The organism is Acinetobacter sp. 18QD2AZ41W (assembly GCF_009829025.1).
GTDB lineage: Bacteria > Pseudomonadota > Gammaproteobacteria > Pseudomonadales > Moraxellaceae > Acinetobacter > Acinetobacter pseudolwoffii.
Window position 1 is genome coordinate 19814 of sequence record NZ_WURP01000015.1, and the last position, 20557, is coordinate 40370.

Annotated in this window: 19 protein-coding genes and 1 pseudogene; 9 read left to right on the forward strand and 11 right to left on the reverse strand. The window is 44.2% G+C overall.

Translation table 11 applies throughout. The features are described from left to right. Positions 1–3 precede the first annotated feature (3 nt). From GVV58_RS13510 to GVV58_RS13540, 7 genes are all read right to left on the reverse strand, one after another. A complete protein-coding gene (locus tag GVV58_RS13510) occupies positions 4–459 on the reverse strand; it encodes a bacteriohemerythrin (RefSeq protein ID WP_005096048.1) in 456 nt (151 codons plus the stop codon). 281 nt (positions 460–740) lie between these two features. After that, positions 741–1589 (reverse strand): class II glutamine amidotransferase, encoded by an 849-nt coding sequence (locus GVV58_RS13515; RefSeq protein ID WP_005096047.1) that lies wholly within the window; start codon positions 1587–1589, stop codon positions 741–743. 132 nt (positions 1590–1721) lie between these two features. Then, on the reverse strand, positions 1722–2630 hold the full coding sequence (argB, locus tag GVV58_RS13520; protein ID WP_005096046.1) for an acetylglutamate kinase: 909 nt from the start codon (positions 2628–2630) through the stop codon (positions 1722–1724). 10 nt (positions 2631–2640) lie between these two features. Then, complete coding sequence (locus GVV58_RS13525) at positions 2641–4059, reverse strand: phosphomannomutase/phosphoglucomutase (protein ID WP_159516751.1); 1419 nt, start codon at positions 4057–4059, stop codon at positions 2641–2643. 380 nt (positions 4060–4439) lie between these two features. Then, a complete protein-coding gene (gene dut / locus GVV58_RS13530) occupies positions 4440–4892 on the reverse strand; it encodes a dUTP diphosphatase (RefSeq protein WP_005172331.1) in 453 nt (150 codons plus the stop codon). A 47-nt stretch (positions 4893–4939) separates the two neighbouring features. After that, positions 4940–6979 (reverse strand): UvrD-helicase domain-containing protein, encoded by a 2040-nt coding sequence (locus GVV58_RS13535; protein ID WP_005096042.1) that lies wholly within the window; start codon positions 6977–6979, stop codon positions 4940–4942. A 137-nt stretch (positions 6980–7116) separates the two neighbouring features. Beyond that, entirely contained in the window at positions 7117–7770 is a 654-nt protein-coding gene (locus GVV58_RS13540; RefSeq protein WP_074384135.1) for an OmpA family protein, read from the reverse strand. Between the two features lie 253 nt (positions 7771–8023). Between GVV58_RS13540 and GVV58_RS13545 the strand changes: the two genes are divergently transcribed. The 6 genes from GVV58_RS13545 (at position 8024) to GVV58_RS13570 (ending at position 12788) form a co-directional block, all read left to right on the forward strand. Then, a complete protein-coding gene (locus GVV58_RS13545) occupies positions 8024–8950 on the forward strand; it encodes an acyltransferase (RefSeq protein WP_005172334.1) in 927 nt (308 codons plus the stop codon). Positions 8951–8968: 18 nt separating this feature from the next. Continuing rightward, complete coding sequence (locus GVV58_RS13550) at positions 8969–10033, forward strand: hypothetical protein (RefSeq protein ID WP_005172337.1); 1065 nt, start codon at positions 8969–8971, stop codon at positions 10031–10033. 159 nt (positions 10034–10192) lie between these two features. Then, positions 10193–10903, forward strand: a complete 711-nt coding sequence (gene minC, locus GVV58_RS13555; RefSeq protein ID WP_005096035.1) for a septum site-determining protein MinC — start codon at positions 10193–10195, stop codon at positions 10901–10903. Positions 10904–10969: 66 nt separating this feature from the next. Continuing rightward, the gene (gene minD / locus GVV58_RS13560; protein ID WP_005096033.1) at positions 10970–11782 is read left to right on the forward strand and encodes a septum site-determining protein MinD; all 813 of its coding nucleotides are present in this window, start codon (positions 10970–10972) and stop codon (positions 11780–11782) included. A gap of 2 nt (positions 11783–11784) precedes the next feature. After that, complete coding sequence (gene minE, locus GVV58_RS13565; protein ID WP_005096032.1) at positions 11785–12057, forward strand: cell division topological specificity factor MinE; 273 nt, start codon at positions 11785–11787, stop codon at positions 12055–12057. Between the two features lie 443 nt (positions 12058–12500). Next, entirely contained in the window at positions 12501–12788 is a 288-nt protein-coding gene (locus tag GVV58_RS13570; RefSeq protein ID WP_005096030.1) for a PA4642 family protein, read from the forward strand. A 64-nt stretch (positions 12789–12852) separates the two neighbouring features. On the opposite strand, the gene GVV58_RS13575 is transcribed toward GVV58_RS13570, so the two are convergent. After that, complete coding sequence (locus GVV58_RS13575; protein WP_159516752.1) at positions 12853–15906, reverse strand: DNA translocase FtsK; 3054 nt, start codon at positions 15904–15906, stop codon at positions 12853–12855. A gap of 250 nt (positions 15907–16156) precedes the next feature. Here GVV58_RS13575 and trxB point away from each other — a divergent pair, with 250 nt between their 5' ends. From trxB to GVV58_RS13590, 3 genes are all read left to right on the forward strand, one after another. Beyond that, complete coding sequence (trxB, locus tag GVV58_RS13580) at positions 16157–17119, forward strand: thioredoxin-disulfide reductase (RefSeq protein ID WP_005172342.1); 963 nt, start codon at positions 16157–16159, stop codon at positions 17117–17119. 92 nt (positions 17120–17211) lie between these two features. After that, positions 17212–17943, forward strand: a complete 732-nt coding sequence (gene aat / locus GVV58_RS13585) for a leucyl/phenylalanyl-tRNA--protein transferase (RefSeq protein ID WP_005172344.1) — start codon at positions 17212–17214, stop codon at positions 17941–17943. Positions 17944–17964: 21 nt separating this feature from the next. Further along, a complete protein-coding gene (locus GVV58_RS13590; protein ID WP_005096022.1) occupies positions 17965–18780 on the forward strand; it encodes an arginyltransferase in 816 nt (271 codons plus the stop codon). A 12-nt stretch (positions 18781–18792) separates the two neighbouring features. Here the strand turns inward: GVV58_RS13590 and rimI are convergent, their stop codons facing one another. The 3 genes and pseudogenes from rimI to GVV58_RS13605 all read right to left on the reverse strand — a co-directional run. After that, entirely contained in the window at positions 18793–19251 is a 459-nt protein-coding gene (gene rimI, locus GVV58_RS13595) for a ribosomal protein S18-alanine N-acetyltransferase (RefSeq protein ID WP_005096020.1), read from the reverse strand. Between the two features lie 102 nt (positions 19252–19353). Next, positions 19354–20238 carry a metal-dependent hydrolase gene (locus tag GVV58_RS13600; protein ID WP_159516753.1) on the reverse strand — a complete coding sequence of 295 codons (885 nt, stop codon included), beginning with the start codon at positions 20236–20238 and terminating at the stop codon, positions 19354–19356. A gap of 196 nt (positions 20239–20434) precedes the next feature. After that, positions 20435–20557, reverse strand: a pseudogene (locus tag GVV58_RS13605) (elongation factor Tu); the annotation flags it as partial.

Sequence of the window (20557 nt, forward strand, 5' to 3'; positions counted from 1 at the left end):
TTATTATGAGAAGAAACGAGCGAACCAGTTTTTACCTTTTTTCTGTTCTTTTTCTTTGATAATGCCCATCATATTTTCTTTGACTGCGCCGACATAATCAGCGTCATCGTGCTGAATATGGTTGATTAACCATTTAGATAATACTTCATGCAGTTCTGATTCAATCGACTGCCCCAGTTCAAAACGATCACGATAAGACTCGATTTTCTTGATAAACAGGTCATGTACACGTTTATGTGGAACTCGGTATTTATAACCCGCTTCTTCCTGAAGAGATTCTTCAAAAGTAAAATGCGACTGGGTATAATCGATAATATTTTCGAGGATCTGTTTAATACGGGCACGGTCGGTATTTACATTGATCTCATCAATTTCATTGATATAATCGAGAATTCGTTTGTGCTGATCGTCAATCACATCGATACCAGTATTATAGTCTGGAACCCATTTCATTTTCATTACGACCACCTATAAATATTAAGGACTTATCACATAAAAATCATCATATAACGTATTGATTTGAATAAAAATGAAGTAAATTAGTCGGCTTTCGGCTTAATTTAAGAGAAACCTTGCAATTAACTGTTTTTATTAGGAATATATTTTAAACCCGAGTATAAGAATCAGATATTTTTTAATCAATATACTATTTCCAATAATATGGCTTCTCTTTAATTTAAATAAAAAAGATATTAAAAAACGGGAATTAAATCCCATCTTTAAAATAAAAAAATCTATTTTTAATATAAATCTGCTTTGGTCACACGTTTTAAGGATGGATCTAGACGTTCCCGTTCCAATCGATCTACCCGAGTCAGTTGCGAACGGAACTTGGCACCCTCTTTAAACAGAATCATTTCACCCGGCTGAAAAGCGGTCCATTCCTCATTTTGTGTCAATGGCTCAGTGGTAATAACCGCAACCCTGTCCTTCGGCGTAGTGACCTGACTAAAGTCCACCTCGACATCAATATCAATCAGCTGTGCCGGTCTAAACGGGTATTCACGCACCAGCCAGTGCAATTTGGTAATGGCATAGCTAAACAGCGCCTGCCCATTGGAAAGACAGAAATTAAAAGTGCCGTGTTCTGCAATCGCAGGTGAAACCTCAGCAAGTAGTTCAAAGACCTGATCCAGACTCGGTTCATCATAACCAAAGCGTTTGACCAGCTGATCGAGCAAATAGCAAAAAGCGCGCTCACTGTCAGTATTGCCGACTGGGGTAAAACGGCCACTCAGCACCGGAAAATACTCATGCAAATCGCCATTATGGGCAAAAATCCACTGCCGGCCCCACAGTTCGCGGCTAAATGGATGCGAATTTTCCAGATTGATTTTGCCTTGGGTGGCTTTACGGATATGCGCAATCACATTACGGGATTTGATCGGATAGTTACGCACCAGCTCGGCAATCGGAGATTCAACCGCAGACTGGTTATCGACAAATAGGCGACAGGCTTTATCCTCAAAAAAAGCAATCCCAAAACCGTCGGCATGATCCGAGGTAATTCCGGCCCGCTGGGAAAACCCACGAAATGAAAAGGTAATATCCGTCGGGGTGGCACAATTCATTCCAAGCAGTTGGCACATGGTCTGGTTTCAGCTTTCTATCTTCTTAGATGCTTATTGTGCATGACTACCCGAGTCATTTCAAATAGCTATCAGTTATAAATAGAGATAAAAAAGAGCCTCAATTGAGGCTCTTTTCCGCAAAAAAACAACTTATGGACGAGGTGGATGGGCACGGTTGGTAATCAGTGTACCAACGCCATGATCGGTAAAAATTTCCAATAAGCTGGCATGTGGCACACGACCATCTACAATATGCGCGCTCACTACGCCGCCTTTGACCGCATCCAGTGCACAGCCGACTTTAGGAATCATGCCACCATAGATCACGCCTGTTTCAATCAGACGGTCAACTTCCTGAGTGCTTAAACCCGTCAGCAGGTTTTTATTTTCATCCAGAACACCTGTAATATTGGTCAGCAGAATCAGCTTCTCTGCACCTAGGGCTTCTGCGACTTTACCTGCCACCAAGTCTGCATTGATGTTATAGGTATTGCCTTCTTCATCCACGCCCAGCGGTGCAATCACGGGAATGAAATCGCTGTTGGTGAACATTTCCAGCACATCGGTTTTTACGCCAACGACTTCACCGACCAGACCCAAATCAATTTGCTGAACCGAACCATCTTCAGCCACTTTTTCCATCAGCAGTTTTTGTGCACGAATCAGGTTGCCGTCTTTACCGGTCAAGCCAATGGCACGACCACCATGCTGGTTGATCAGGTTCACAATCGATTTATTGACACTACCGCCAAGTACCATTTCCACGACTTCCATCGTGGCAGGATCAGTCACGCGCATCCCGTCGATACGGTCTGATTCACGGCCCAACTGTTTCAGCATGGAATCGACTTGTGGCCCCCCACCATGCACCACAATCGGATTAATACCAACCGTTTTTAATAATACGATATCACGTGCAAATGAACTTTCCAGCTCAGGATCGGTCATCGCATTACCGCCGTATTTTACTACCAGGGTTTTACCCGCAAAGCGTTGAATATACGGCAAAGCTTCTGTCAAAATCTGTGCTTTGTCGATGCCTGTTTGTTGATTTGGCATTCGCCTCTCCTTATTGAGCATCTAAAATATCTTGAGCGATCTGTGGATAACGTTCACGCAACATGGCTACAAACAGCTGACGAATTTCATTCAGGCCCTGAGCATCATTGGCATCAAAGCGCACTGTGAAATACTCACCTGTATTGGATGCTCGAATGATGCCAAAACCATCCTCAAAATCAAGACGTATCCCATCAATTTTACTGATTTGCGCACGAATTCTTTCAGATTGCTGTTCAACAAAGTCTAAAAGTTCAACCGGATGCACATGATGCGTTGCAATATAAAGATCTTCGGTCCCATGCCGTTTCGGATAAGCCGCTAAAGCTTGTGCAAGACTTTGACCAGTTTGATCCAGATATTCCATGACTCTGAGCGCTGCATAGAGTCCATCATCATAGCCCCAGCCACGGCCATCATTAAAGACATAATGCCCGGCATATTCTCCACCAAAAATCGCCTGCTGCTGAGATTGTGCCAGATAAGTTCTCAGAAATGAGCTTCCGGTACGAATCATCACCGGCTCACCGCCCAAACGTTGCACGGTGTCTCGCACCAGGGTTGAACATTTGACATCATAAACAAACTTGCGTGGTGCTGAGTCAGTGAGGCAAATTTCGGCAAACAGGCACAGTAACTGATCCGCCGTGATAATCTGGCCCTGTGCATCAATCAAGACCACGCGATCGCCATCGCCATCCAGGGCAATGCCCAGATCAGCCTGCTGTTGCATGATGCTTTGGCGTAAAGTCTCCAGATGTTTGTCTTGCGAAGGATCTGGTGCATGGTCTGGAAAATGCCCATTGGCATCACAACGCAAAGCCATCACCGCACAACCCATTTTTTGAAGCACCAGATTGGCACAGCGCCCGGCTGAACCATTCAGACCATCCAGAACCACTTTAAATGAGCGCTTCAGCTGGATATCTTTTAATATACCATGCTGATATTTTAGACAAAATTCTGGAATAACTTGATGAGTCTGTTCGTCTAGGCAAAGCTGCTGATTGCTATAATGTGGTTTGGCCAGATGAGCCACCTGCTGGATCATCTCTGGGCAAGGCGGCTCACCAGAGACAATCCATTTAATACCATTATCTTCTTTGGGATTGTGACTGGCCGTGACCATGATGCCATTGCCATCAAATTGCCGTGCGGTGAAATACAGCATCGGACTGGAACAACAACCGACAATGGTGGCTTCAATCGAATAAGCTTGAAAAATACGGCGAATGGTTTCTGCAAAAGCCGGACTGCTAAGCCGTGCATCATAGCCAATTGCGACACGTGTCTGTCGCGCAGCCTGATATTGCTGTGCTAAACCGTGAGCAATTGCATCGATAATCCCAGCACCCAGTACACTGACTTTACCGCGTATGTCATAGGCTCGAAAAATGTGCATAGGGAATAGATGATTCATAGATCCCATAAAACTGTTCTTTTCACTAAATATAAGGAGGTATAAAATGACTTATTTCATCATCATGACTTTAAACATTTGTTTTTGTTTTAAGACCCGCTACTTTTAAACCATTTCAATGTAACAATCAATTATAAAAATATTACCGTTAACTGAATAATCAGAAAATTTCTGTGATGAAATAGTCCTTATTTAATTATATTTATTTTTAATTTCCCCGGCTAAAATTAAAATAAAGATATAAATTTCAATTTTGAATAACTCTATTTATATAGAAAATAAATTTTTATTTTTAACTCCATTTTAAGCGTCACATTATGTTTAGGATTTACTTTGTTGTATTTAAGAAATGACCTACATCCATTCATTGTTTGCAGGTCATCTTCTCTTTAGTTTTTACCGGTATGGCCAAAGCCACCAGCACCACGCTCAGTGGCTTCAAATTCACTGACCAGATCAAATTCAGCTTGTACTACCGGCACCAGCACATATTGCGCCAAACGTTCACCCGGCTCCAGACTGAAAGCAGTCTGACTCCGGTTCCAGACCGATACCATCAATTCACCCTGATAATCTGAATCGATAAGACCTACCAGATTACCCAGCACAATCCCGTGCTTATGACCTAAACCTGAACGTGGCAAGATCAGACCTGCAAAAGCAGGATCTTCGATATAAATCGCCAAGCCTGTTTTCACTAAAACGGTTTGACCCGGTTCAATCACTGTCGTTTCATGGACGCAGGCACGCAAGTCCAATCCTGCTGAACCTGTGGTGGCATAAGTCGGTAATGGCCATTCCTGACCGAGACGCGAGTCAAGGACTTTCACCTGAACTTTCATGTGTTCATTCCTGTTGTTGCATTTAAAATATGTATAAGCGTTGAAGTTTATCGTTTGATAAGATTGCGCAAATTATCCAGATAATGCTGCGCCTGTAATTTCGGATCGATATTACCCGCCAGCTTTTTCTTGCGACCTAACCATTCCAGTTCATCTTCCGGTAATTCATCCAGAAAACGGCTTGGGGTCATTTGCTTCATCTGTCCGCCGGCCTTACGCTGTTCGGCCAAGGTAATGGTCAGACCCTGACGTGCACGGGTAATCCCGACATACATCAAGCGACGTTCCTCTTCAACCGTCTCCGCAGCAATCGAGTTCTTATGCGGCAGAATTTCTTCTTCCAGCCCAATCAGATAGACATAAGGGAACTCAAGCCCTTTAGAAGCATGTAAGGTTAACAAGTTGACTTTGTCAGTATCTTCTTCTTCCTGTTGCTGCTCCAGCATATCCAGCAGCACCATTTTACGAATCACGCTTTCAATATTTTTTTCATCGACATCTTCAGCGCGGTTAATCAGGCTTTGGATGCTGCTGTAAAGCACTTCAATATTGTCGAGCTTGGTTTTTTCCTGTGCCGGCGTGGCTGCAGTTTCCTTGATGTAATCGATATAACCGGCTTCAATCATCATCTGACGGATGATCGGTACGGGTTCATCATCATCAAGTAAATTGCGGGTAAAGCCCTCAATGAAGTCGGCAAACTCTGCTAACTGTGTGGTGGCCTTTTTCGGAATCGCCATGGTCAAACGCTGATCCGCTGCCGCAGCCAGCAGTGACAGGTTATTTTCCTGAGCAAAGAGACCCAGTTTTTCCAGTGTCACCGGCCCAATGGCACGTTTTGGCGTATTGATAATCCGTAGGAAAGCGCTGTCATCTTCAGGGTTAATGATCAGGCGTAAATAACTCATCATGTCCTTGATTTCGGCACGCGCGAAGAAGGATTGACCACCAGACAATTTATACGGAATCTGCATCTGACGGAGATGGGTTTCTAAAATACGCGCCTGAAAATTGCCGCGATATAATACCGCATAATCTTTCCAGCTTTTCCCATTCATCAATTTATGCGTGATCAGGTCTTTGACCACGCGTTCTGCTTCATCATCATCATTACGGCAAGTAATCACCCGGATCACTTCACCATGGCCTTTGTCTGACCAGAGTTTTTTATCGAAAATATGCGGGTTATTGCCAATCACGGTGTTAGCTGCTTTAAGAATACGACTGGTCGAACGATAGTTCTGTTCCAGTTTAATCACTTTTAAATTCGGGAAATCTTGTTGCAGCAAGGCCATATTTTCCGGTTTGGCGCCACGCCAAGCATAGATGGACTGGTCATCGTCGCCTACGGCGGTGAACTGCCCCATTACGCCAACCAGCAATTTCACCAGAATATACTGTGCAGTGTTGGTGTCCTGATATTCATCGACCAGCAAATAACGCACCCGGTTTTGCCATTTATCCCGTACTTCGGCATTTTCCTGTAGCAGACGTGTCGGCATCACGATCAGGTCATCAAAATCTACGGCATTATAGGCACGCAGATTACGTTCATAAAGCTGATATAAATGCGCAAACTGGACATCTTCGGCAGTTTCACAAGTGGTATGCGCCTGCTCGGGTGGAATCAGATCATTTTTCCAGTCCGAGATCATTTTCATGGCTTTGGCAATCAGTTCTTTGCTTTCTGCACCGGATAAATTGTCACGATGCATCAAATCCATCAGAATACGTTTGCAGTCGTCAGCATCCAGAATCGAAAAATTATTTTTAAGGGGGGTATGTTTCAGCTCCAGACGCAGCATATTCAGGCCAAAGGTATGGAAAGTCGAAACTGAAACGCCTTTACTTTCTTCACGGGTTAACAATTTGCTGACACGCTCTTTCATCTCACGTGCCGCTTTGTTGGTAAAGGTCATTGCAGTAATACGATGCGCAGGAATCCCGCAATGCTTGACAAGATATGCGATTTTTCGCGTGATCACTGAAGTCTTGCCTGAACCCGCTCCTGCAAGTACTAACAAGGGTCCTTGAGTGTATTTCATGGCTTCAAGTTGCTTGTCATTTAACTGACTGGCGAGTGACATATGGCTTCCTCTTCTAGATTCGGCTCCGATTATAGTCATCTCTGCCTCAGTTGCCTAATTTAAAATACGATTAATCAGGTCAATGTTCAGATATAAAAAAACCACCCGAAGGTGGTTTTTTTATATGCGTTTAAAGATTATTGAACAGCATATACCGCGATTTCTACACGACGGTTTTGTTCTTTACCCGCCGCAGTTGTATTGTCTGCGATCGGGTTGGCTGAACCTAAACCTTGAGCATTAATACGTGTACGTGAAACACCTTGACCTGATAAATAAGTTGCTACAGAGTTAGCACGTGCTTGAGACAACGGGATGTTGATTGAGTCATTACCGGTACTGTCTGTATAGCCAGTGACCAAAATACCGCTCTGGTTATCTTCGGTTAATACTTGAGCCACTTTATTCAAAGTGCCATAGAAGTTTGGTTTGATGTTCGATTTGTTGGTATCAAATGTAATGCTACCTGGCATTACAAGGTTAATCGAACCATCTGCATTACGGTTAACATCTACGCCAGTTCCGGCTGTTGCTTGACGTAATTTTTTCTCTTTGTTATCAAGATAAACACCTGCTGCACCACCAACAACAGCACCAATCGCTGCTGCACGGTTGTTTTGACGGCTGGTATTCGCATTACTCTTAGAAACACCGTAACCTGCTGCAGCACCAATTAAAGTACCTAAAGCAGCTTTATCATATTCCACACCACCGAGGTTATTACCAGTTGATTGACAACCTGTAAGTGCTACGGCCCCTGCTACAGCTGCTGAAATTACTAGTGCACGCATCGCATGACTCCTTATTGTATGCTTTGTTGTATAAGCGAAATAATGATTTAAATTGAACGGGATAACCATTGAATTTTTGTTAATAATAAATCGTTTCGCAATATTTTGTAATGTTTATATGTAACTAAAACAATGGACTTCATCACAATATCTTCATAGTTAGGCCTTTAGGCTTTTTTATTTGCCTCACTCTCATTATATTATTCAAAATATGAAAAAATTTAAGCGATTAATCTCTGGGGACTGTTTTGATATGTCATCGAATAGCAATAAACAAGCAACTTTAAAAAAACTTACACGTGGCTTGGCTGTCACCTCAGTGATGACAGGCAGTACTTTTTTTCATGGCCCTCCGGTTCTGGCGCTGGGTTTTACCAAGTTTTTTAAAAAATCTGCAAAAGTTGATGAAACCAATATCAAGATTACCAACAGCTGGTTAGGCGTCAATAACTGGCTGATTGACAATGTGCTCAACAATACCGAATGGCAAATAACAGTAGATGAATCACTTGATTTAAATATGCAGGGCCGTTATTTGATGACCTGTAATCATCAAAGCTGGGTCGATACCACCGTCAATCAGTACTTCGGCTTGACCCGTATGCCGCTGACGCGTTTTTTTACAAAATGGGAACTTATTTTTATTCCTTTTGTCGGTCAAGCCTTTAAAATCTTAGGTTTTCCGATGATGAAACGGCATAGCAAGGAACAGATTGCTAAAAATCCTGCGCTAAAATACCGCGATATGGAAGAAGCACGTAAATCCTGTGAGCAGCTGATCAGTCAGCCCTTTACCCTGTTAAATTATCTGGAAGGCACGCGTTTTACCCAAGACAAACATGATCAGCAGCAGTCTCCTTACAAATACTTACTTAAACCTAAGGCCGGTGGTCTGGCTTTGGCGCTGAGTATTCTCGGCGATAAAATTGATGCGCTGGTCGATATGACCATCGTTTATCCGGACGGTATTCCGGGTTATGGTGAATTTTGGTTAGGTGAAGTGCCACGAATTGCGGTAAATTTAAGAAAAATTGAGATTCCTGACTGGGTACTCGGCGGCAATTATGAAGATGATGCTGAATACCGTGCACGTTTCCAGAAATGGATTGATCAAATCTGGACTGAAAAAGATCAACTAATAGCGCAAATGCAGCAGAACTTTGACCAAAGCGCTGTCTGATTTTTTGCCTGAGTAACTATGAAGAACGACAACCCCGACATCACCTCTAGCTCATTTAAGTTTATTCGTAAAGGCACCTGGGGCTGGAAAGTTGCGCTGATTTACGACATTTTTATGATGGTCTTAATCATCATTAATCTATTTTGTCTCAGTGCCAACGCCATTTTAATGAGCGATTTTGGTCAATGGTTGTTTGACTTCATTCGTTTACCGGAAATCTTGCAGTTTTATAAAAGTGATTTACGCCCTTGGGTCGTCATTACTGAGGGCTGGTTTACCACCTTCCTGATCTGTGAATTACTGGCACGTTGGGGCATTGCCATTGTTCAGCGCCATCATCGGCGCTGGTGGTTTTTTCCATTCGTACATTGGTATGAAATTCTCTCCATTATTCCACAACTGCGCTTTCTGCGTCTGTTACGTGCGGTCGCGATTGGCTATAACTTGCATAGTCACGGTTATAAAGTCATTCCCGAGCGCTGGTATCGTCAAGGCAATTTTTATTACAACATGCTCATGGAGGAGCTTTCCAGCCGTGTGGTGCTGACTGTACTGGACGGTATTAAGCGTGAACTCAGCACCAGTACATCACATAAAAAATTGATTGATGATTTGGTAGAACATCATCGTAAATTACTGGCAGTTGCCTTGGCAGACATCTTGCAGGAATCTTTGGGTAAAGAGTTGCAGGCACAACGTTCCATGATTGCTAAAAATGTCGGGCAAGTAGTCAATCAAGCCATTGAAGACACCCCGGAACTGACCCAGTTATTGCGATTAATTCCACTTGTCGGTAGCCGGATTGAACAACAAATTCAAAGTATTGGCCAACGTCTAGGGGAAAATATCACCCAAGGTCTGATTGATCCCTTTACTCATACCGGCCAAAAAGAAAATCCGACTTTTACCCTAATTTCAGATAAAATCAGCCAGATTCAGATTGAACATAATCCACATATTGATAAGTTGGTCGAATCGGCTGTTTTTGAAACACTTGAAGCGATCCAAAAACAGGTGAAAGTCAAACAGTGGCAACAGATTTTAGAAGAACATGAGCAAAATCAGCGCTCAATAGATAGATAACATTTAAAGTGCAGAACCAGATAAAATCATCCGGTTCTGTTGGCATAAAAAAATAACTGAGATCGCTAGAGAATTACGCCAATTTGTTCTAGGATTTGCACTATTTACAACATTGCTTCGACATAAAACCAGCAAGTCAGAAGTATTTAAGGAAGAATTATGGCTGATATACGGATAAAAGGCAGAATGGTCAATGCAATACGCATTAGCTTAGATACCAATGATCATGATGCCATCCGCCAGCAACTTAGCCCAAAATTACAAGCTGCATTCCCATCTGGCACTTTGGCCGTCATTGAAAGTTCAGTTGAACAGGAACTGATTGCCCTGATTCAGCTGTTAATCGACTTAGATGTACAGCCAATGGCCGTGACTGAAGGTTTACTGGGTGATCAGGCGCGTTCCATTCAGTTCCCGGTTTTGCCACCCGATCGCCAGTTAGAAGAAGTGAAAGCCACGAAAGAACAGGTGGTAGAAGTTAAGCCAGAAGCAGCGACAAGTGATGATCAGGCAGCTGCTGCCCCGATCGTTGCGCATGTGACCTCATATCATGATGAAATTCTGCGGACGGGCCAATGTATTGTGCAGCATAATGGCGACATTATTATCAATGCCGGCATCAACAGTGGTTCAGAACTGATTGCTTCAGGCAATATCCATGTGTATGGCAGCGCACGTGGTCGTGTCATTGCAGGTGTCGGGGGGAATACGGCAGCCCGTATTTTCTGTCACAGCCTTGAAGCAGAACTGATCTCGATTGCGGGAACCTATTGCGTAGCGGATGATATTCCCCCGCATGTCGTTAAGAAATCAGTGCATATTTACTTGAATGATCAACAAGAGCTTGTATTTGAAGCTCTACAATTTTAATGTATAAATAAATACCAAAAACCCCATTTTAAACAGGGGATTTGAACCATAACAGGAGTGGATTCGGTGGCGAAAATTGTTGTCGTAACGTCAGGCAAAGGTGGTGTAGGTAAAACTACAACAAGTGCATCTTTTGCAACAGGTTTAGCCCTACGCGGTCACAAAACTGTTGTGATCGATTTCGATGTAGGTTTACGTAACCTTGATTTGATTATGGGCTGTGAACGCCGTGTAGTTTATGATTTTGTGAATGTTTTAAATAACGAAGCACGATTACAGCAAGCACTGATTCGCGATAAAGATATTGAAAATTTATATATTTTACCTGCATCACAAACACGTGATAAAGATGCCTTAACAGATGAAGGTGTTGCTCGTGTAATGGATGAACTTTCGCAGGAATTTGATTACATTATCTGTGATTCACCTGCCGGTATTGAACGTGGTGCTATTTTGGCCATGTACCATGCTGATGAAGCCATCATTGTCACCAATCCTGAGATTTCATCAGTACGTGACTCTGACCGTATCATTGGCATGCTTGACAGTAAAACTAAAAAAGTAGAACAAAACGAAGGTCGCATTCGTAAGCATCTGTGTATTACCCGTTTCAACCCGGAACGTGCCGATAAACAGGAAATGCTGACGATTGACGATATTTCTAAAGATATTTTACGTGTACCGACCTTGGGCGTTATTCCTGAGTGTCCAAGTGTTTTACAGGCATCGAACGAAGGTAAGCCGGTGATTCTTTTTACTGAGGCTGCAGCAGGTCAGGCTTATGATGACCTCGTGGCACGTTTCCTTGGCGAAGAACGTCCTTACCGTCATATCGAGGTAAAACCTAAGGGCTGGTTAGCACGACTATTTGGAGCGTAGACATGGCAGGATTCTGGAGTAAACTTTTTAGTGGCGAGGATAAACCATCAAGCGCACGGACTGCTAAAGACCGTTTGAAGGTTATCGTTGCTTCCGAACAAGGCTTGGGTCGTCGCTTGAGCCAGGACAAAATTGATCAGATGAAGACAGAAATCATGCAAGTGGTCAATCGCTATGTACGTGGTGTCGATGAGCAGCATATTCAAATGTCGGTACGTTCTGAAGCCAATATTGAAATGCTTGAGATGAATATCAATTTACCTGAAGAACGATAATCTGATTTTTGATTGGTCAAGCAAATTGATTCAAGGCAAAATATGAGGCCGGATTAGTAAAGCACGGCTTTACCCGGCCGCAAGACGAGAAGCTAAGCTTTGAGTGGGCTGGTCGTAAAATACTACTTTGCCCAGCCGCAACACGAGAAGCATGCTTTGAGTGGGCTGGTCGTAAATACTGCTTTACCCAGCCGCAAGACGAGAAGCTAAGCTTTGAGTGGGCTGGTCGTAAATACTGCTTTACCCGGCCGCAAGACGAGAGGCTAGGCTTTAAGTGGTCTGGATCAGTAAATTAAAGCACGGCTTTTAAGGATTTACTCAATCCCAAGACTAGAAACAATGTTTCTAGTAGACAGAGTCAGCTCAAAAGACACTGTCTCTTGCTCATACAAATTTTGCCTTTTTTCATGCCGAAAAAACTACATTAGATTAAGGAAATTGCGATGGCATTATCTCAACCAGCGACCTTTAACGAAGAATGGTCAGATGAGCGTGTATTTGCCTACCTGAATCAGCTTCCTCCTGCAGGTGTAAATGCTGACTTTCATGTGCTTTATCATGCTTTCAAGCATATGCGTCCATTTGATTATGAACGCCTGTTGACGAAATTTGTCGCTGATGGCCGTGATGTCAATGCAACCAATCCTGAAGGGCAACGCATTCATGACGTGATTGCCACCTTCCCGCGTCAAAGTGCCGAGTTCTTGGCGGTATTGGCGAAGTTTGCCTGATTTTAGCTACCGTATTAAAAAAGCCTGCAATTGCAGGCTTTTTTATGGTTCAGCATAGAGAAACTTAAACCAGAATCTCGCGTTTACCATTGGCACCCATGCCACTGACAATACCATTCTCTTCCATCTGGTCAATGATCCGCGCAGCACGGTTATACCCCAGACTAAATTTACGCTGTAGCGAAGACGTTGAAGCCTTACGGGTTTCGAGTACAAATGCTACGCACTGATCATACAGTGCATCTCGATCTGGGCCACCCTCTCCACCCTCTTCAAAACCGCGACTTGATGGTTCCTCATCATACGGCGTCAGGATTTCATCGACATAATTGGGCGCACCACGTTCACGCCATGCATCACAAATCCGGTTCACTTCATCATCGGCAATAAAGGCGCCATGCACACGCTCAGGCTCAATTTTACCAGGCCCCAGGAAGAGCATATCACCATGACCGAGCAAGTCTTCTGCACCGCCTGCATCCAGAATAGTACGTGAGTCAATTTTTGAGTTGACACGCAGTGCCACACGGGTCGGAATATTGGCTTTGATTAAACCGGTGATCACATCCACCGATGGACGCTGAGTGGCAAGCAGCAAGTGAATACCGGCCGCACGGGATTTTTGTGCCAGACGCGTAATCATTTCTTCAGCTTTTTTACCGACCTGCATGATCATGTCAGCAAATTCATCCGCGACAATCACAATCGAAGGCAACGGCGTTAAACGCGGTGCACGCTCACCCACCACTGAATCACTGGCCTTCCAGGTTGGATCGATCAGATCTTCACCATTGGCAATCGCTTCTTCGACCTTGCGGTTATAGTCACTGAGTTTACGAATTTTCAGGAAAGACATCAGTTTATAGCGACGTTCCATTTCATTGACACACCAATTTAATGCGTTGACTGCATCTTTCATATCGGTGACGACAGGCGTCAATAAATGTGGAATATCATTATAGTTGGCCAGTTCCAGCTGCTTTGGATCGATCAGAATCAAACGCAACTGTTCAGGGCTGTATTTGAGCAACATCGATAGAATCATCGAGTTGACTGCCACCGATTTACCTGAACCCGTGGTACCCGCCACCAGCATATGCGGTGCCTTGCCCAAGTCAGCAATTACCGGATTACCGGAAATATCCTTACCCATTGCCATGGAAAGAATACTGTTCGGATCAGTGAAGGCTGGAATGGTCAGAAGCTCGATCAAACGTACCATTTCACGGCTGCTGTTCGGCACTTCAATCCCGATATACGGTTTACCGGGAATCACTTCAACCACACGTACCGATGCCATCGACATCGAGCGTGCCAAATCTCGGGAAATATTAGTGACTTTAGAGGCCTTCACACCCGGCGCCAGATCCAATTCAAAACGTGTCACCACTGGGCCCGGCTGTGCTTCAACCACCTTGGCTTTGACATTGAATTCCTGCAGTTTGATTTCAAGCAGTTCAGATAAACGCGACAATTGCTCTTCAGTGAAATTCACTTTTTTATTCGGATCGACTTCATCCAGCAGGTCGAGACCCGGAAGAGGCGATAGATCTTTACGGCGCTCAGCCACCTGCATCGCACGTGACATCGGACGGCCTGAAGCATCAGTTAAAGGTGCATCAAAATCAAACTCGTCTTCATCTTGTGGTTTGCCAGCCGTTTCTTGCCAGGCTTCTACAAATTCTTCTTTAGATAAAGCCTCGCGTACTGCGGCATGAGTTGCAGAAGAATCAGATACCGGTTGTGCTATAACTTGATGCTGAATCGGGGCCTGTACAAAAGCAGAAGATTGCGCATAGCTAGAGGCACGTATAGTTTGTTTTGGCTCATCCTCTTCAATCAGCAAATCACCCAGGTCATCCAGATCGGCTTGCAATGCACTATTTTTGACTACATGTGCTGTTGCGACAGATGCCAGAACCGGCGCCGCGCTTGTAACTTCTTCGGCAAAGCTCTGGGGTTTTGCAGCAGGCGCAGCATTAAATGGACTATGCACATCTGTCGCCGTTTTTCCTTGTGGAACGGCAGCCAGAAGTTCATCAAAGATTTCATCATCATCCCAGTCCAGCCCAGTATGCGTAGCAGGCGCTGTTCTAGCTTGAACATGTTGAGACGGCGCAGCTTGAGAAACCGCCAAGTGTGAGGCTGGAGCACTATGCTGCTCTTCTTCGGCAGCTTTAAGTAATGCATCAATATCCTGTTTATGGCGCTGATCTTCACTGGAATGTAAGGCACGCCATACTTCGCCTGTTGCCACGACGCGGTCTGGCTGTTGCGGCACTTGCGGTGCTTGCTTCAATGTCTCGACTGGCTCAGGAGCCTGCTGTACAGCCTCAGGAATATCGTCATGTAACTGTGGCTGCTGCGATTCTTTATCAGCAAAATCATCAAATAAGCGTTCAGCAACCTGATCACGCACTACCGGATCGATGTCTACCAGTTCATGCTCAGGTGCAGGGGTTACTGCGACCATTTTCTTCGCAGCATTCACTGGCTCTTTTTTAATCACAGGCGCAGTCCGGTCAAAATCGGACATACCTTCAGGGATATTGCGATAGAACAGATCCTGTAAATAAGCCGGTGTTGCTTTGAGACTGCTCCAGGTCTTGTTCCACTTCACCCCAAAGGCCAGTGTAAATAACATCACCCAAAATACCAACAGGAAGAATGCAGCACCATATACCGTCAGCAACTGTTCTAAACTCTGGCCTAATTCATAGCCAATAATACCGCCGGAAGAGTTATCCAGCGTATCGGCAGGCACTTGCCAGAATAAAAACAGCAGTGCTGACGTGGTCAATAACAGGAAGAATTGCGCAGCATAGCGGAATGGCCGGTTCAGGAAGCTACGTGGCCACCAGACCTGAACCGCTTCCATAAACAGATAGACAGGAATCAGCAGGCTTGCCCAACCGAGAAAGCCAAACAAAAGGTCTGCAATCCAGGCACCCGCAACCCCACTGGCATTCGAAACGGTCTGCGTATCACTAGAGATATGCATCCATCCCGGATCAAATGGCGTATAGGTCACTGTTGCAAGAAACAGATAAATCCCAAATGAGACTAAAAATAATGTCATTACTAAGCGCTGTGCATAGGCACTCGACACCGCTGTCATATACTGTCCTGTAACCAATTCTTCATGAATATTCTTTTGCTTCAATGCTTGAAAAAAGCGACGCAATAAAAGGCATATTATGCACCTGTTCTGTGAAAAAAGATGCACTATTGTGCAAGCACACTGTGTACTTATTATATATAGCCCAAATCGATTTCAATGATCAATAATATCGACTTTAATCTCACCCCACTGTTATACAGTTTCACGTATAATTCAATAAATTTCTAAATAAAAAAGGATACAGCTGATGAGCGCACGTCACTCACGACTGATTATTTTAGGTTCTGGCCCCGCAGGCTACAGCGCAGCAGTCTATGCAGCGCGTGCAAACCTAAAACCAACCCTCATTGCCGGTTTGCAACTGGGCGGCCAATTGACCACGACCACGGACGTGGATAACTGGCCAGGTGATCCTGAAGGCTTAACCGGTCCAGCATTGATGGAGCGTATGCAGGCGCATGCAGAGCGCTTTGGCACTGAAATCGTGTATGACCATATCAATGAAGTAGATCTAAACCAGCGCCCTTTCGTATTGAAAGGCGATATGGACGAATTTACCTGTGATGCGTTAATCATCTGTACCGGTGCAACGGCTCAATATTTAGGTCTTGAATCTGAAGCTGCCTTTATGGGTCAAGGCGTCAGCGCTTGCGCCACCTGTGATGGTTTCTTCTACAAAAACCAGAAAGTCATGGTTGTGGGTGGTGGTAACACCGCTGTTGAAGAAGCCTTATACTTATCCAATATCGCTTCACATGTGACTCTGGTTCATCGCCGTGATTCATTGCGTTCTGAAAAAATCTTGCAAGATCATTTATTTGCCAAAGAAAAAGAAGGCAAGATCAGCATTATCTGGAACCATCAGGTCGATGAAGTTTTAGGGGATGCACAATCTGGTGTGACCTCAGTACGTATCAAGTCGACCCAGGATGACTCTACTCAAAACGTCGATGTAACGGGTATGTTTGTTGCCATTGGCCATAAGCCAAACAGTTCAATGTTTGACGGTCAGTTGCAGCTGCGCGACGGTTATATTCAGGTACAAAGTGGTACTGCGGGTAATGCAACCCAAACTTCGGTACCGGGCGTATTTGCTGCGGGCGATATTGCTGACAGCATTTACCGTCAGGCCATTACTTCTGCAGGTTCAGGCTGTATGGCTGCACTCGATGCAGAAAAATATCTTGATGCGATGGGCAAACTAGACTAAGCAGCAAGAATAAAAATGCCGTCCATTATGGGCGGCTTTTTTATTGCTAGAATTAGCTTATGATTCATCTATAGTTTTATTTCAGGTTTGCCATGCATCTACTTCCTCCCTCACAATTTATCTTTCCTGACCCGATGCAGGTTGACCCTGAAGGCGAAGGACTGATTTGTATTGGTGCAGACCTCTCCCCTTCCACACTTTTTGAAGCCTATACTCATGGCTTATTTCCCTGGTTTTCAGAAGGGGAACCTATTTGCTGGTGGAGTCCGGAACCGCGCTGTATTATTCGGCCCCATGATTATCATCCAAGTAAATCCCTGATCCGCAATATGAAAAAATGGGATTATCAAATCACGGTCAATCATGCTTTTGAAAGGGTGATTCGTTCCTGCTCATTGCCGCGTGCTTATGCAGAAGATACCTGGATCAGTGAAGATATTATCGCAGGATACTGCGACATGTTCGATGCCGGATATGGCTATAGTATTGAGATCTGGGATGAAAATCGCATTGTAGGTGGGCTTTATGGTGTAACGATTGGACAGGGTTGTTTTGGTGAGTCCATGTTTAGTACGCAGACCGATGTTTCTAAAATGGCTTTTTATACTTTAATGCTGATTGGGCAGGAAAATAAGCTGCCCTGGATCGACTGCCAGTTGGTCAATGACCATCTTTTAAGCCTCGGCGCCTGTACACTTTCTCGCCAAGACTATCTTAATTCGTTACAAGATGTTGTAAAACAGCCTGCTATCGATTGGAAAAAGTATCAAGAGGGTGTATTTTCAAGTAAAACAATAGCGCAAAACGCGCGACTCAGTGAATGAAAATAACAGAGGGTACTTGTTATGAACTCTTATCAGCCAAAGTCCCTACTGAACGATTTACAGTATTATATTACGCCGCCGCACGATTGCAGCTACTTGCCCAATAAGTCGGCACGTATGGTTTTTCTGGATCCTGCGCATCGCATTGATGTACTGACCCTGTCAGAACTGTCGCGCACCGGTTTCCGGCGCAGTGGCGATTTTGTTTATCGTCCGGAATGTCATCTGTGTCGTCAATGCTTATCTTCACGCGTGCCAGTGGCTGAATTTTCCATGAACAGTTCACAAAAAAAAGCCTGGAAACGCAATCAGGATCTTCGGGTGAAAATTACCAGTCCAGAGCAGGCCGGTGATACGCATTATGCGCTGTATGAACGCTATATCAATGAACGCCACGCAGATGGGGACATGTTCCCCCCGAGTCGCGATCAGTTCGAAAAGTTTTTATTGCAAAGTTGTACGGATAGCTTCTTTTTAGAATTATGGCTGGATGATCGCTTGATCAGTGTTTCCACCTGCGACTTGCTAGATGATGGCATCTCGGCTGTATATACCTTCTTCGATCCGGATGAAAATCGCCGCTCTCTCGGTGCATTTGCAATCTTGAAGCAGATTGAACATGCGCAAAAACTTGGCTTGCAATTCATCTACCTCGGTTATTGGGTGCCACACTCCAACAAGATGAATTATAAATCTCAGTATCTGCCTCTAGAACTCTTGATTGATGGCCAATGGCGACGTTTAAACCGTGCGCTGAGTGAGCTGGAGATTCAGCACCTGGGAAACTCATTGATGACGACCTTACCCAGCGGATGGAATCACCAGATTATTAAATAAGGTCGTCAGTTTCTATTTGAACAGGCTAGCAAAGTCATCCGTACATGCCTTGACCATAATGATGGCATGTTCGCGTGTTCCGTTTGAACCCGGATAATAATTTTTGCGTAAATCAATCTGATGAAAGCCTGACTTTTCATAAAGCTTGATGGCAGCAATATTAGTTTCGCGCACTTCCAGGAAAATCTGCACCGGATTATTTTTCAGCATGGCGACTGAGGCATCCAATAATTGATAACCCAAGCCCTGACCTTGCTGAGCCGGATCAATTGCCATAAGCAGTAAATTGGCTTCATCCAGCACCGGTTGTAAAATACAAAATCCCAGCACCTGCCCTTGCTGCTCGATCACGGTACTTTGATAAGCAGTCACTGCATCTTCAAACTGTTTTAAAGTCCAGGGATGTGATTGAACAGATTTTTCAATCTTTGCAACGGCTGCTACATCCGCTGCTTGCATTAAACGAATCATCTTCGTTCATCTTATATAGAATTAACTTCCGCATTATAGAAACTTCATCCAAAAAATCGAGTAAAAAAAAGAGCAATTTCAATCGCTCTTTAATTTTCAATCCTATTCAAGTCCGAGTTTGGCTTTCCAGACTGTTAACAGGCCATGTGTATCATGATCATTTGGATGAAAGCCAGGTTTAAAGTACATTAACATTTCACGACCCATGCCCGTAATTACCCCTTTTGATGGGCTATACGCGTAGGTATATATCGATTTCAGCGATTCCAAATTCAATTGATTGTCCTGCTTGAGTAAACGGGCCAGAAAATAGCTTTGTACAACAGCTAAGGTTGCCATCGAAATGACCAAAGATAAGGTCCGTAGCGCATAGGCTTTTAAACCGTTACCAAAGACAGCTTCAAACACATCATAGGCCACCGCTTTATGTTCATTTTCTTCAATCGCATGCCACATCCACATATTTTTCATGGTTTCATCAGTCATCAGTTCCTGGATATGAGCGTTACTTAACAACTGCGTTGCGATGGTCGCGGTAAAATGTTCCAGTGCTGTGGTTGCAGTCAAATCCACCATTTCTTGGCTAATGTCAACTGGCTTCAGCAGTTTGGCCATGACTTTACGCGTGGTCTGAATCACCTGATCGGTATAATGATCCAGTGTCTCGACATCATGTCCATAGCGCTGTGCGGAGGCATTAAAACCGACATGTTCATGCGTGTGCATAGCTTCTTGACCAATAAAGGCAGAAATTTCTTTTTGCAATTCTGCATTATCTTTGATCGCTGGATGCTGACGCACGGCCCGAACGCTATCGATAAAGAACTTTTCACCTGCCGGAAACAGTGCAGATAAGGCGGTCATAAAATGCGTTAAACCGGCTGATCCATGCATCCAGTATTCCGGGACATGATCAAAATCAAAATTCATACGACGAACAGGAAAGCTTGCACCAGCACGCTCTGAAATTTTTACTTTTACGTTCATTGTAGGCTCCTTTCAAGCACAGCTGCCTGAATCTATTATTTGTTTTATTGAGCCTAGTTTTATTGATTTTTATCGTATAAATAAGTGCAGTTTAGGTCATCACACTATCAGTTAAGGACACTCATGAGTGATTGTCTGACAAAAATCCAGACAAAAAAAACGCCTCAAAGAGGCGCTTTTTTTACACAATCAGCGATTATGCAGTTACTTTAGCAACTACACCAGCACCCACTGTACGACCACCTTCACGGATCGCAAAACGTAGACCTGGGTCCATTGCGATTGGGTGGATTAGCTCTACTGACATCTCAACGTTGTC

Bases quoted from the DNA above. Each gene is read 5' to 3' on its own strand.
- GVV58_RS13510 (WP_005096048.1), bottom strand. From the start codon at position 459: ATGAAAATGAAATGGGTTCCAGACTATAATACTGGTATCGATGTGATT.
- GVV58_RS13515 (WP_005096047.1), bottom strand. From the start codon at position 1,589: ATGTGCCAACTGCTTGGAATGAATTGTGCCACCCCGACGGATATTACC.
- argB (WP_005096046.1), bottom strand. From the start codon at position 2,630: ATGCCAAATCAACAAACAGGCATCGACAAAGCACAGATTTTGACAGAA.
- GVV58_RS13525 (WP_159516751.1), bottom strand. From the start codon at position 4,059: ATGGGATCTATGAATCATCTATTCCCTATGCACATTTTTCGAGCCTAT.
- dut (WP_005172331.1), bottom strand. From the start codon at position 4,892: ATGAAAGTTCAGGTGAAAGTCCTTGACTCGCGTCTCGGTCAGGAATGG.
- GVV58_RS13535 (WP_005096042.1), bottom strand. From the start codon at position 6,979: ATGTCACTCGCCAGTCAGTTAAATGACAAGCAACTTGAAGCCATGAAA.
- GVV58_RS13540 (WP_074384135.1), bottom strand. From the start codon at position 7,770: ATGCGTGCACTAGTAATTTCAGCAGCTGTAGCAGGGGCCGTAGCACTT.
- GVV58_RS13545 (WP_005172334.1), top strand. From the start codon at position 8,024: ATGTCATCGAATAGCAATAAACAAGCAACTTTAAAAAAACTTACACGT.
- GVV58_RS13550 (WP_005172337.1), top strand. From the start codon at position 8,969: ATGAAGAACGACAACCCCGACATCACCTCTAGCTCATTTAAGTTTATT.
- minC (WP_005096035.1), top strand. From the start codon at position 10,193: ATGGCTGATATACGGATAAAAGGCAGAATGGTCAATGCAATACGCATT.
- minE (WP_005096032.1), top strand. From the start codon at position 11,785: ATGGCAGGATTCTGGAGTAAACTTTTTAGTGGCGAGGATAAACCATCA.
- GVV58_RS13570 (WP_005096030.1), top strand. From the start codon at position 12,501: ATGGCATTATCTCAACCAGCGACCTTTAACGAAGAATGGTCAGATGAG.
- GVV58_RS13575 (WP_159516752.1), bottom strand. From the start codon at position 15,906: ATGACAGCGGTGTCGAGTGCCTATGCACAGCGCTTAGTAATGACATTA.
- trxB (WP_005172342.1), top strand. From the start codon at position 16,157: ATGAGCGCACGTCACTCACGACTGATTATTTTAGGTTCTGGCCCCGCA.
- aat (WP_005172344.1), top strand. From the start codon at position 17,212: ATGCATCTACTTCCTCCCTCACAATTTATCTTTCCTGACCCGATGCAG.
- GVV58_RS13590 (WP_005096022.1), top strand. From the start codon at position 17,965: ATGAACTCTTATCAGCCAAAGTCCCTACTGAACGATTTACAGTATTAT.
- rimI (WP_005096020.1), bottom strand. From the start codon at position 19,251: ATGATTCGTTTAATGCAAGCAGCGGATGTAGCAGCCGTTGCAAAGATT.
- GVV58_RS13600 (WP_159516753.1), bottom strand. From the start codon at position 20,238: ATGAACGTAAAAGTAAAAATTTCAGAGCGTGCTGGTGCAAGCTTTCCT.